Origin of the sequence: Bacillus sp. FSL K6-2819 (assembly GCF_038008305.1) — a bacterium.
GTDB lineage: Bacteria > Bacillota > Bacilli > Bacillales > Bacillaceae > Bacillus > Bacillus amyloliquefaciens.
Window position 1 is genome coordinate 3,573,881 of the sequence record NZ_JBBOYV010000001.1, and the last position, 12,079, is coordinate 3,585,959.

At 47.8% G+C, this 12,079-nt stretch carries 16 protein-coding genes; 3 read left to right on the top strand and 13 right to left on the bottom strand.

Annotation, left to right across the window (positions count from 1 at the left end):
* Nucleotides 1-240: 240 nt before the first annotated feature.
* The 9 genes from upp to spoIIR form a co-directional block, all read right to left on the bottom strand.
* Nucleotides 241-870 (bottom strand): uracil phosphoribosyltransferase, encoded by a 630-nt coding sequence (upp, locus tag MHH91_RS18690; protein ID WP_014471148.1) that lies wholly within the window; start codon nt 868-870, stop codon nt 241-243.
* Nucleotides 871-1,003: 133 nt separating this feature from the next.
* Nucleotides 1,004-2,251: a serine hydroxymethyltransferase gene (gene glyA / locus MHH91_RS18695; protein WP_013353912.1), complete on the bottom strand. Its 1,248-nt coding sequence runs from the start codon at nt 2,249-2,251 to the stop codon at nt 1,004-1,006.
* 147 nt (nt 2,252-2,398) lie between these two features.
* Nucleotides 2,399-2,941 carry a TIGR01440 family protein gene (locus MHH91_RS18700; protein ID WP_014472341.1) on the bottom strand — a complete coding sequence of 181 codons (543 nt, stop codon included), beginning with the start codon at nt 2,939-2,941 and terminating at the stop codon, nt 2,399-2,401.
* Nucleotides 2,942-2,954: 13 nt separating this feature from the next.
* Nucleotides 2,955-3,404 (bottom strand): ribose 5-phosphate isomerase B, encoded by a 450-nt coding sequence (rpiB, locus tag MHH91_RS18705; protein ID WP_013353914.1) that lies wholly within the window; start codon nt 3,402-3,404, stop codon nt 2,955-2,957.
* A 133-nt stretch (nt 3,405-3,537) separates the two neighbouring features.
* A complete protein-coding gene (locus MHH91_RS18710) occupies nt 3,538-3,993 on the bottom strand; it encodes a low molecular weight protein arginine phosphatase (protein WP_013353915.1) in 456 nt (151 codons plus the stop codon).
* Between the two features lie 73 nt (nt 3,994-4,066).
* Nucleotides 4,067-4,624 (bottom strand): manganese efflux pump MntP, encoded by a 558-nt coding sequence (locus MHH91_RS18715; RefSeq protein WP_013353916.1) that lies wholly within the window; start codon nt 4,622-4,624, stop codon nt 4,067-4,069.
* A gap of 69 nt (nt 4,625-4,693) precedes the next feature.
* Entirely contained in the window at nt 4,694-5,734 is a 1,041-nt protein-coding gene (locus MHH91_RS18720; RefSeq protein ID WP_014471149.1) for an L-threonylcarbamoyladenylate synthase, read from the bottom strand.
* 156 nt (nt 5,735-5,890) lie between these two features.
* Nucleotides 5,891-6,334, bottom strand: coding sequence for a hypothetical protein (locus MHH91_RS18725; protein WP_013353918.1), 444 nt, complete (start codon nt 6,332-6,334; stop codon nt 5,891-5,893).
* Nucleotides 6,335-6,405: 71 nt separating this feature from the next.
* The gene (gene spoIIR, locus MHH91_RS18730; protein WP_014471150.1) at nt 6,406-7,086 is read right to left on the bottom strand and encodes a stage II sporulation protein R; all 681 of its coding nucleotides are present in this window, start codon (nt 7,084-7,086) and stop codon (nt 6,406-6,408) included.
* A gap of 160 nt (nt 7,087-7,246) precedes the next feature.
* Between spoIIR and MHH91_RS18735 the strand changes: the two genes are divergently transcribed.
* Complete coding sequence (locus MHH91_RS18735) at nt 7,247-7,621, top strand: UPF0715 family protein (protein WP_013353920.1); 375 nt, start codon at nt 7,247-7,249, stop codon at nt 7,619-7,621.
* Here MHH91_RS18735 and MHH91_RS18740 read toward each other — a convergent pair.
* The 3 genes from MHH91_RS18740 to prfA form a co-directional block, all read right to left on the bottom strand.
* On the bottom strand, nt 7,608-7,886 hold the full coding sequence (locus MHH91_RS18740) for a DUF5316 family protein (protein WP_014471152.1): 279 nt from the start codon (nt 7,884-7,886) through the stop codon (nt 7,608-7,610). The two genes, MHH91_RS18735 and MHH91_RS18740, sit on opposite strands and share 14 nt — an antisense overlap.
* 69 nt (nt 7,887-7,955) lie before the next feature.
* The gene (gene prmC / locus MHH91_RS18745) at nt 7,956-8,816 is read right to left on the bottom strand and encodes a peptide chain release factor N(5)-glutamine methyltransferase (protein ID WP_014471153.1); all 861 of its coding nucleotides are present in this window, start codon (nt 8,814-8,816) and stop codon (nt 7,956-7,958) included.
* Nucleotide 8,817: 1 nt separating this feature from the next.
* On the bottom strand, nt 8,818-9,888 hold the full coding sequence (prfA, locus tag MHH91_RS18750) for a peptide chain release factor 1 (RefSeq protein ID WP_014471154.1): 1,071 nt from the start codon (nt 9,886-9,888) through the stop codon (nt 8,818-8,820).
* Nucleotides 9,889-9,999: 111 nt separating this feature from the next.
* Here prfA and gloA2 point away from each other — a divergent pair, with 111 nt between their 5' ends.
* Complete coding sequence (gloA2, locus tag MHH91_RS18755; protein ID WP_014471155.1) at nt 10,000-10,383, top strand: SMU1112c/YaeR family gloxylase I-like metalloprotein; 384 nt, start codon at nt 10,000-10,002, stop codon at nt 10,381-10,383.
* 111 nt (nt 10,384-10,494) lie between these two features.
* Nucleotides 10,495-11,058, top strand: coding sequence for a chromosome-anchoring protein RacA (racA, locus tag MHH91_RS18760; protein ID WP_013353925.1), 564 nt, complete (start codon nt 10,495-10,497; stop codon nt 11,056-11,058).
* A 33-nt stretch (nt 11,059-11,091) separates the two neighbouring features.
* Here racA and MHH91_RS18765 read toward each other — a convergent pair whose 3' ends face one another.
* The gene (locus MHH91_RS18765) at nt 11,092-12,048 is read right to left on the bottom strand and encodes an AEC family transporter (protein ID WP_013353926.1); all 957 of its coding nucleotides are present in this window, start codon (nt 12,046-12,048) and stop codon (nt 11,092-11,094) included.
* Between the last annotated feature and the right edge of the window lie 31 nt (nt 12,049-12,079).

Genomic DNA, 12,079 nt, shown 5'->3' on the forward strand with positions numbered 1-12,079 from the left:
TTTGGGAGGATTTAAAATGAGGATGGATACTAGAAATGAAAGGAATGAAAACCTTCTCATAATACCCTCGTTTAGCATACAATAGCCCCTAACATGTGTCAATCTGTTTAAAGTTAAAAAACTTTTTATACCGAAAGCATACACAGAATGTTCACAAATTCACCTATAACTGTATGAACTCTCCCCATTCAGCAAAAATCTGGATAAAAAAAAGAAAACCTCTGAATGAGGTTTTCTGATTTATTTTGTTCCGTACAGTCTGTCACCCGCGTCACCGAGACCCGGAACGATATAGCCTTTTTCATTCAGTTTTTCATCAAGGGCCGCGATATAAATATCAACGTCAGAATGATGTTTCTGCAGCTCTTCCACGCCTTCGGGGGCCGCTACAAGACACATAAAACGAATGTTTCTCGCGCCGCGCTTTTTCAGGCTGTTTATCGCTTCAACCGCAGAGCCTCCCGTTGCAAGCATCGGGTCCACGACAATAAATTCACGCTCTTCTACATCAGAAGGAAGCTTGACATAGTATTCCACCGGTTTTAAGGTTTCCGGATCACGGTATAATCCGACATGTCCCACTTTAGCCGCCGGGATTAATTTCAGCATGCCGTCCACCATTCCGAGACCCGCTCTCAGGATCGGCACAATACCGAGTTTTTTCCCTGAAATCACTTTGGATGTCGCTGTTTGAACAGGTGTTTTCACTTCCACTTCTTTAAGCGGAAGATCACGTGTAATTTCAAACGCCATCAGTGATGCAACTTCGTCCACAAGGTCTCTGAAATCCTTTGTGCCTGTATCTTCATTCCGAATATATGTCAGCTTATGCTGGATTAAAGGATGATCAAATACGTAAACCTTTCCCATACTGTGTTCAGCTCCTTTTTGTTGTCCGAGTGACTTTTTCACACTTCTATTGATTCTACAGAAAAAGACAAACAGTTTCAAGAAAATCATAAAAAAACCCGCCGGATCAGGGTTCCGGCGGGTTTCTTCCTTATTAATAGTCCAGTTCTTTATATAAAGGAAACTTCTCAGTCAAGGCAGACACACGCTGTCTCGCTTCTTCAAGTTTTGCTTCGTCTTCATGATTTTTCAGCGCGAGGCCGATGATGGCGCCGACTTCTTCAAGCGCGTCACCGTCAAATCCGCGGCTTGTCACAGCTGCCGTACCGAGACGGATTCCGCTTGTGACGAACGGTTTTTCCGGATCGTAAGGGATCGCGTTTTTATTAGATGTAATGCCGATTTCATCAAGAACATGTTCAGCGACTTTTCCGGTCAGACCGAGAGAACGGAGGTCAACAAGCACAAGGTGGTTATCCGTTCCGCCTGATACGAGCTGAATGCCTTCTTTGTTCAGAGATTCAGCAAGGCGCTTCGCGTTCGAGATGACGTTTTGCGCATATGTTTTGAAATCATCTTCAAGCACTTCCCCGAAAGAAACGGCTTTTGCCGCGATAACATGCATAAGCGGTCCGCCTTGGATGCCCGGGAAAATGGATTTATCAATTTTTTTGCCGAACTCTTCACGGCAAAGGATCATTCCTCCGCGCGGTCCGCGAAGTGTTTTGTGAGTCGTTGTCGTTACAAAGTCAGCGTAAGGAACCGGGTTCGGATGAAGGCCGGCCGCGACAAGACCCGCGATATGCGCCATGTCGACCATGAAGTAAGCGCCGACTTCATCAGCGATGTCACGGAATTTTTTAAAGTCGATCGTGCGGGGGTATGCGCTCGCTCCGGCAACGATCAGTTTCGGCTTATGCGCCAGCGCTTTTTCACGCACGTCTTCATAATCTATATATTGCGTGTCTTTATCGACACCGTATTCAACAAAGTTGTATTGAACGCCGCTGAAATTAACCGGGCTTCCGTGTGTTAAGTGGCCGCCGTGGGAGAGGTTCATGCCGAGCACCGTGTCGCCGTGCTCTAGAATCGTGAAGTAAACAGCCATGTTCGCCTGAGCGCCTGAGTGCGGCTGAACGTTTACATGCTCAGCTCCGAAAATCTCTTTCGCGCGGTCGCGGGCGATGTCCTCAACGACATCAACGTGCTCACAGCCCCCGTAGTAGCGTTTGCCGGGATAGCCTTCAGCGTATTTGTTTGTTAAAACAGAGCCTTGCGCTTCCATTACCGCTTCCGTCACGAAGTTTTCAGAAGCAATTAATTCGATCTTAGTCTGTTGACGCTTACGCTCATCTCTGATGGCGTTAAACACTTGTTTATCTTGTACAGGTAAATGTTTCATCAGCGAAATCCTCTCCTATCCGTTTCCTGTTCTTTATTTTTACCACCCTTATTGTACATGGTTTTTCAGGTGAATGTAACAGCTTATTTAAAAAAATCACAATATTTAATTAGAAAACACGAACGTTATATAGGAAAAGTATTTTCATCATTCGCATTCATAAACAGCGCGAATTCCGCCGATCAGCTTCGGCCTTGTCCGGGCCATCGTCACATGCGCTTCTCCGAGCTCACGGCTTGATACCCGGACAGGGACGGCGACGGGTTTTAAATGCATACCGATGAACGTATCTCCGATGTCAATTCCGGCGTCGGCCTGAATCGATTCAGCGAGCACGGGAGATTGCATCTGCCGGTATGCATAAGAAGCCATCGCTCCGCCCGCTTTGGAGACGGGGACGGCTGAAACAATGGGAAGCCTGAACCGCTCGGCCGTTTCCGCTTCAATGACAAGCGCCCTGTTTAAATGCTCGCAGCATTGAAAAGCAAGATGCACACCCGTTTTTTCCTTGAACCGGGCAAGTCCGCCGTAAATCAATTCAGCCCAGTCCCCGCTTCCGGCGGTGCCGATCCGGCTTCCGGCGGCCTCACTCGTACTGCATCCGATCACCAGCAGACTGCCGTCCGTCAGTCCGGCCTGCTCTTGAAACTCAGTCAGCATGTCCGTCCATTTTTGCTTCATCTCTTCCATTGTCCAGCACCTCTTACAGATTTTTTTCTTCGTAATCTGCGATTTTGCCGATCCGCCGTTCGTGGCGGCCGCCCGTAAATTCAGTCGTCAGCCAGATTTTTGCGATTTCGCGCGCCAGACCCGGGCCGATAACGCGTTCTCCCATCGCAAGAACATTCGTATCATTGTGTTCTCGCGTCGCTTTTGCGCTGAAAGTGTCATGCGCAAGCGCACAGCGTATTCCTTTTACCTTGTTAGCGGAAATGCTCATGCCGATGCCTGTGCCGCAAATTAAAATTCCCCTGTCAACTTCGCCGCTCACCACTTTTTCCGCTACCGGAAAAGCGTAGTCTGAATAATCGACCGAGCCGCCGCCGCATTCACAGCCCATATCAATGTATTCAATCTGCAATTCATCTAAAAGACTTTTTATTTCTTCGCGGATATGGACGCCGCCGTGATCTGACGCAATAGCTACTTTCATTCAATTTACCTCCTAGGTGTGGCTGGGCGAAGACAGCCCAGTGTGCTTGTCCTTTTTTTACGAAATCCGTTGATTTCATTCTACTCTTTCACATTCGTTTTGCAAATGACCTGTTTGCAGATTTTCTGACAGGTTACTTGCTTTTGCCGTCAAGTAATTGATCAGCTAAAAGGGTCAGCAGCTCCTCCAGTTCGTCCCGCGTCTGTTTATAAACATCAAGCGAACCGCCGAACGGGTCAGAGATATCTCCGTTTGTCCCCGTTACGTATTCTTTAATGGTAAATACTTTGCCCTGACTGTTTTGATATCTGCTTTCGATCAGCTGTTTATGCTGTTCGGTCATCGCCAGCACCAGATCGGCCGTCTCGATATGTTCTTCCGATAAGGGAGATGAAGTGTGATTGAGAGCGATCCGTTTTTCAAACAGCGCTTCCACGGCATGTGCCGACGCTTTTCCGTGCGGAGACGCGAATACTCCGGCAGAGCTTGCGCTGACGTCCAGCCCTTTCGTTACTGCAATGGATTTAAAAAGAGCCTCAGCCATGGGACTGCGGCACGTATTGCCTGTACAAACAAAGATTATTTTCATATCCGTCACCTCTTACTGCCTATTATAAATGAAGAAAAAAGAAACGGCATCTTCGTTTCTTTTTTTACGTATCTTATATCGGTAAAAGCAGTTTCAGCCCGAATCCGATCAAAATGGCTCCGCCGAGCGCTTCGCTGTAAGAGCCGAGCCACGACTGCACCTTTCTTCCCGCCAAAAGACCCGCCCATGTTAAAACGGTGCTGAAGGCTCCGAACAGCACAACGGCCAGAATCGGATTGGAACCGTTCATTCCGAGGCTGAGCCCGACAGAAAAGCTGTCAAGACTGACACCGACCGCGAATAATAACAGTCCCGAGCCTGCCGGAGATATGAGCGGCCCGTCTGATTGTTTAAACGCGGCGATGATCATTTGCACCCCTAAAATGAAAAGAAGAGACCCGCCGATGTAAACAGCGAGCATCCCCAGAAAACCGGACAGCAGATGCCCGGCCGCCATTCCTGCCAGCGGCATCATGACATGAAACAGTCCGATGACAACCCCTATATGAAAAATCTGTTTTTTCCTCATCTGAATCATGCCCATTCCGAGCCCGACGGAAAAAGCATCCGTCCCCAAAGCAAATGCCATGATGCTTAAGGAGACAAGCTCCCCGATGAATAGATTCGACATGAAATAAAAAACCCCCTTGGACGTGCCCGCTTGTTTAGCTTATGCATGTCCGATAAGGGGTAGAACAAGTTAATGGATAACGGTGCCGCCTGCGGCTTTCATCAGCCTGTTCATAACGGCGAGCCCCACTCCGGTATCCGGAAAGGATTCAGAAATAATCATATCCACTTCCGCTTCATCAAAGCTGCGGAGCGCATCGTATAAGGCGGACGCCACTGTTTCAAGGTCGGCGCGCCGGCCGCAGACCTTAATAAAATCAGCCTGGTAACTATCGGCGTTCTCTTCTGTTGTCAGGATGCCGATTCGTTTTCCCCGCCTTTTATATTCGTCCGCCAGCTCTTGAATTCTCCGGGCGCCGCCGTCAGCAACAGCCAGGGGCGCAGAAGGCGCGTAATGTGTATATTTCATACCGGGAGAAATAGGAACCTCATCCTCTTCGGTCAGTCCTTTATCCACAAGGACCGGACCGGCGGCAGATTCAATCTGCTCTTTTGTCACACCGCCCGGGCGAAGCAGCACAGGCTGTTTCCCCGCACAGGAAAGAACGGTTGATTCTACTCCGATCCCCGTCGCGCCGCCGTCCACAATACCGGCAATGCGGCCGTTTAAATCATGAGCCACGTGCTCGGCCTTCGTCGGGCTAGGTTTTCCTGATAAATTCGCGCTCGGGGCTGCGATCGGCAGTCCGGCCGAGCTGATCAGGGCTAACGCCACCGGATGATCCGGCATTCTGACAGCTACCGTCTCAAGTCCCGCGGTGACACGGGGTGACAGCACCCCGGGCTTACACGGCAAGACAAGAGTCAGCGCTCCCGGCCAAAAAAGCTTCATGAGCTTTTTCGCCGTCTCGGGAACATGGCTGATAAAACGATCAAGCTGGCCGATGTCAGATATATGCACGATCAGCGGATTATCGCTCGGTCTTCCTTTCGCCTCATATATTTTCGTTACGGCTTCTGTATTTTCAGCATTAGCGCCAAGTCCGTAAACGGTTTCTGTCGGAAAAGCCACAACTTCATTCTGCCGGAGCAATTCCGCTGCTTGTGTAATCTGGGGATCAGTTGTGGATAATTCTGCGGAAGAATCCACAAACCATCTTCTTGTTTTCATGTATAACCAAACTCCTTATTTTAAAGCGGTAAAACTTTATTTTCTCTCGTGTATTCCTTTTGAAAGTATAAAAGATGTCCTTAAATAAAACAAGTGTTATCCACAAACTGTGGACAACACTTTTCAATAAGTGGATAACTTTGTGTATAAGTAAGGTTAGGCGGTGGTTTTCACCATTAAAAACGAACCCTCTGTGCATAACGAATTGCGGAAATGCTCGGACGTATACAGTTCATCAGGCACATCGGCGCATGTTTCAAATCCCATCACAGTCAGAAATTCAGCAGATGAGGGCTGGTTGGCGACTAAGTAGACATCTTGAATTTCATGTTTTTTACACAGCACATCCATACTTTGAAACAGCGTCACGATATGGCTTTGGTTCAGCCTGTCCGACATGACGAGTGAACGAAGAAGCCCTTTTCCGCCGCTGAATTTTTCGATCCCGAGACAGGCGGCAATCTTTTTTTCACTGTCCTCCAGCATGATAAATCGGCTGATCTGCTGATCGATTTCAGCATGTGCCGTATCGGCCTTTTTCAAAAAAGCCTCCAGCGCTTCCGTATCTTGATCTCTTGCCACTCTCAGCTGATAAAACATATATTTCCCTCCGTTTCGATCAACTCTTTCTTCCAATCTATGAATCGAATCCGGATTTATGCCTTTTTGCTTCAGGAAAACAGATCTGAAATCCAATCGACGAGGAAAAACTTCACTTCGGTTTTATCGTCATCCTTATTTTCTTTCTTCGCTTTATCAGCCTTTGCTTTTACGTCATCCATCACTTTTTCTGTCTGTTTCTTCGTTTCTTCGTGCTTCTGTCCGCCGTCTTCCTGGTCTTTCACTGCTTCACCGTTTGAGAAATCAAGGAAGCACAGCGGCGGAAACAAGACACACCACCAGTTGGCGCCTTCACCATTACCGAGTGTAATTAAAATCGCTTCATATTTTCCGGCCGGATAGACCATATTGCCGTAAAGCTTTGTCGGAAACGAGATTTTATTGAATGCAACGGATACGGATTGATGTGCACCCTTTTCTTTCATCGTTTGTTTGGCGATTTCTTTAATTTCAGGGAGCTTCGAACGAATGAGGCGGCGCGCTTCTTCAATGGAAGTGATATCTTTCACCCAGCCCGTGATTTCCTTGTTTACAGCATCTCTGATCTGGCGCTTGAGCTTTTGATCCTCATCGTTATCACTGTTGGCCAAAATCCTAAGCCGGATCGCTTCATCCGGTATGACAACGGGCTCATTCGCTGATGCCCGTGCCGTTTCTTCTTTTGTCAAACCCGCAAGCGCTCCTGATAATAAAAGAAAAATATATATGCAAATCATCATTGTCTGTTTCATCGGTCCCCACCGTTCCTCTCCGTGCTTTTTTGTCTAGTCTCATTATGGACATGACGGAAAAGGTTTAAACCGGCGGGAAGAAAAAAATCTAGCAAGCTGATAATCTGCATTGACAGACTCAGAATATGGTACGATATTATTTTGATAGGAGGGTTTTCAGATGAAATATAATTACACCGTGCTGCTCTCAGCGGCATGTATGTCGGTCATTTATTCAATTTTGTACGTTCATCAATTCATTATTGCGGCTTTCATTTCGATGGCGTTTTATTTTTTGTTTCCTTATTTAATTTTCGCGCTGCCGCTTCAATACTTTCTGAATAAAAAGCCGAAGAGATTTCACCCGGTGTATTTTCTTTATTATTTAGGGGCGTCATTTGTTGCAAACGGGCTCATCTTCGGCCTTTTGCAGCCGTCAGGCCAATCTTTGTTTTCTAATTCAGCCTTTTATATCTTTGCGGTTTTAACGGCTATCGTCTATTGGGTGTGGGATTCCGTATTGCTGCAAAGACAAAGCCCGGCTACAGAAGCGTAATCAGCAGACAGACGGCTGAAGACAGAGCGGCGCAAAAGAAAACGGCGGCCATCTTCACACGGGCGTGCCGTCCTTCTTTTGTTTCAGAATGATAGTTGGCCCGCTGCTCCGCTCCGCTTACGGCCAGCCCGGAAACAATGATCGCCGTGATGATAAGAACGGCCGTAACGGCACCGAATATGACATCAAAGTCAAACGGCAGAACAAATCCTGCCGCATAAGCTGCGGCGGCAAGTATACAACCGGAGGCAAACGCTTTTTTCAAGGCGGATCCCCTTTCATTTTCTTTCCATTGTAACAAAAGCCCGCCGTGTACGTCACCGGCAGGCTTTTTTCATGATTTGATGACCGCCGAAACGGTTCTGTCTTTTCCGTTGATGTCCTTTACGACTTCCACTTCCGCATTCGGAAAGGAATGACGGAACAGGTCTTCCACGGCTTTTCCCTGATTATATCCGATTTCAAAGACGACAAGCGCCTTATCCTTCATGACAAGAGGCAGGTCCTCCATAAACCGCTTGTAGAATTTCAAACCGTCACCGCCGTCCGTAAGGGCATGAAGCGGCTCATGGAAACGGACGATATCCGATAAATCAGCCATCTCTTCTTCAGAAATATACGGCGGATTGGAAACAATAATGTCCGCTTTTTTTCCTGACGAAATAAAAGGAGTTAACAGGTCTCCCTGCAAAAAGCGCACGTCCGCTCCGAGGTTTTGCGCATTTCTTTCCGCCACTTGAAGCGCTTCTTTTGAAATATCCGAAGCCGCTACTGAAAAATGCCCGCATTCAAGCGCAAGCGTCACCGCAATGGCTCCGCTCCCCGTACCGATATCAATGACGTTCAGGCGTTCTCCCTCGGAAAACACCCGTTTCTGTTTGTCCAGCAGATGAAAGACGACTTCTTCCGTTTCCGGACGCGGAATGAGAACATCGTCATTCACAAAAAATTCCCTGCCGTAAAACTGTTCTTTCCCGATAATATATTGAATCGGAACGCCTTCTTTATGCATTTCCACATGCCGTCTGAATCGGTAAAGCTCGTCCTCGCCGACGGGCTCCTGCAGATTTGCGAGAAGCTTGCTCCGATCCATTCCGGTATCATTTAACAGCAGCAGCTCGGCCGCGTTTTTTTCTCTTCCCGCTTCAGTTAAATAAGAAGAAGCCCAGCTTAGGGCTTCAAAAATGGTCTTCATCTTAATTTTCCGCCTGCTGGAGCTTGCTTGACTGGTCTTCTACGATTAGCGCTTCAACCACTTCATCAAGCTTGCCTTCCAGGATCTGATCCAGCTTTTGAATCGTCAGGCCGATGCGGTGATCCGTCACACGGTTTTGCGGGAAATTGTATGTGCGGATACGTTCGGAACGGTCGCCTGAGCCGACGGCTGATTTACGGTTTTGATCGTATTCAGCCTGAGCTTCCTGCTGGAATTTGTCATAGACTCTGGCGCGGAGCACCTTCATCGCTTTTTCTTTGTTTTTGATTTGTGATTTTTCATCCTGGCAGGATACGACGACACCTGTCGGTAAATGCGTCAGGCGCACGGCCGACATTGTCGTGTTTACGCTTTGTCCGCCCGGTCCGCTTGATGCGAATGTATCAACGCGGATATCTTTTTCGTGGATGTCCACTTCTACTTCTTCCGCTTCAGGAAGACACGCCACCGTCGCCGTAGATGTATGAATGCGGCCGCCTGATTCCGTTTCCGGTACACGCTGCACGCGGTGCGCCCCATTTTCATATTTCAGCTTGGAGTACGCGCCTTTTCCCGTAATCATAAAGATAATTTCCTTGTAACCGCCCGTTCCGGTTACGCTTGCTTCCATGACTTCGGTCTTCCAGCCTTGGACTTCGGCATAACGGGAGTACATTCTGTAGAGATTTCCCGCAAACAGCGCGGCTTCTTCTCCGCCCGCTGCGCCGCGGATCTCCATGATGACGTTTTTGTCATCGTTCGGGTCTTTCGGGATGAGGAGCACTTTCAAACGCTCTGATAAGGTTTCAGTCTCTCTCTGCAATTCGGAGATTTCTTCCTTCACCATTTCTCTCATATCGGCATCAAGCTTATCCTCAAGCATCGCTTTTGCATCGGCAAGCTGTTCTGATGCGTCTCTGTATTGTCTATAGACTTCAACGGTTTCTTGTATATCAGATTGCTCTTTCGAATATTCTCTAAGCTTTTTCGGATCGTTGACCACTTCCGGATCACTTAAAAGCTCATTTAATTTTTCGTATCGTTGTTCAATTGACTGTAAACGGTCTAACACGGTCTTCACCTCTGTTTTCCTGTGCGTAACATTCTCATTATAGTATAGGGTTTATCGCCAGTCAAAAGCAATTCGCCTCTGTTATACTGAAGCAAAAAAGGAGGAGCGGATATGCTGAAATCCATCCACCATATAGCAATCATATGCTCTGATTATGAAAAGTCGAAAGCTTTTTACACCGAGATACTCGGTTTCGGCATTATGAAAGAAACATACCGAAAGGAGCGCGGGTCTTATAAACTCGATCTGGCGCTGGACGGCGCGTATGTGATTGAATTGTTTTCCTTCCCCGATCCGCCCGAACGGCCGACCCGCCCTGAAGCCGCCGGTCTCCGGCATCTTGCCTTCACTGTAAACGATCTTGAAGCAGCAGTCCGGGAATTAAAGGAAAAAGGCATCGAAACAGAACCGATCAGAACCGATCCGCTGACGGGGAAACGCTTTACCTTTTTCTTCGATCCCGACAAGCTTCCGCTTGAATTGTATGAAGCGTAACGTTTTTTGAAGAAATGCCGCTTTCTTTGGCGAATTCCTTCTTGTTTTGTCTAATGTGAAGGGAACGCCGCCTCATGGTCGAATACCTAGCAAAAAAGGAGGTATGTGATCATGAATACAAACATGGCCGCGAAAGAACTCGGCGTCTCCGCAAAAACGGTGCAAAGGTGGGTCAAGCAGCTGAATCTTCCGGCTGAACGGAACGAGCTCGGACATTATTCTTTTACGTCTGAGGATCTTGATGTGCTGAAATCGGTCAAGCAGCAAATTTCTGAAGGCACTGCTCTTCTGGACGTTCAAGTGCCCCGGCAGCCGAAAAAACGGACGGGCTTTATTTTGCAGCGCTCGAAAATCAATGGCGGCACCGAACAAAGGCTGGCGGAGCTGGAGCGCAAACTGGATGTTCTCACGAAAGAGAAACAGGACGGGAACCATCTGCTTTCAAGAATAGAAGAGCTGGAACGCCAGCTGAAACAAAAAGCGGATGAAGGGGTCTCATATCAGCTTCTTCAGCACAGGCGGGAAATCGACGACCTCAATGCCGAATTGCAGACATTGGCCTCCCGCATCCAGGAACTTGCCCAGACAGCTCCCCTCTCAGAAACAGCCGCTTCTTCAGAACATAAGAAATCCAGAAAAAAAACCAGATTTTCACCTTTTAAATTTCAATTCTAATCAAAAAAGCTCCCTGAAACAGGGAGCTTTTTATTATGCGGTCAGCGCAATGATGATCGGCAGTGAGATCAAAGATAAAATCGCACTGATTACGAACGCAGACGCAGTTTCTTCCTCTTGTTTTTCGAAACGTGTGGCAATCATCGCCGCTACCGCAGATCCAGGGAATGCAACAAGCAATACCGCTTTTGTGATCTGGTCAGCCGGAAGTCCGACTGCAAGAGCGATCAGGTACATCAGTGCAGGCTGAACGGCAACTTTTAACAAAGCGATACCGAAAGCCGGCAGACTGAGCTTAATGTTGCGGATACCGACAGTTACACCGACGGCGAAGAGCGCAACACCTGATGTTGTGCTGCCGAGCTGTTCAAGCATTTTGTCGCCCAGCTCAGGAAGACTTACACCGAAAAGCACAAGAATGATACTGATAAGCGGTGCAGCCGCAAGCGGTTCGGAAAGACCGTGAAGAATAGACTTACCAGTCATTTTCCAGAAGCTTTCATTTTCATTGTCCTGTTTCTTAGATGACTCACCGACAGTAGCGATAATGATCGCAAGCGGATCAAGCATGGCGTTAACCACGATACCCGTAACGGCGATAGGAATCGCTACTTCGTTTGCGCCGAACAAGCTTCCGAGTACAGGAATACCCATAAACGCAAATGTCGGCTGTGCTGAGTTTAAAGAAAAGACAGATGAATTCGTTAAATCATACTTAAAGATAAATTTGCATACCAGCAAAATGACGATATAGAATCCGACGATCCCGATGATCAAAGCGATCATCAAAGGAATCTGTGTTAAAAACGCACTTCTTGAAGTGGTTAAAATGCTGGCGATAAAATGCGCCGGAAGCGCGTACTTCGTAACTAAGGTGCTTACCCCTTTTGCTGACTTCGCGTCATAACTTCCGAAGCGACCTGCGAACCAACCCAGCACGATCACGAAAAAGATCGGTGCCAGGAGGATTAAAATATCTAAGAAGCTCAAAATGTTCTCCTCCAAATCCTTAATGTCCGTA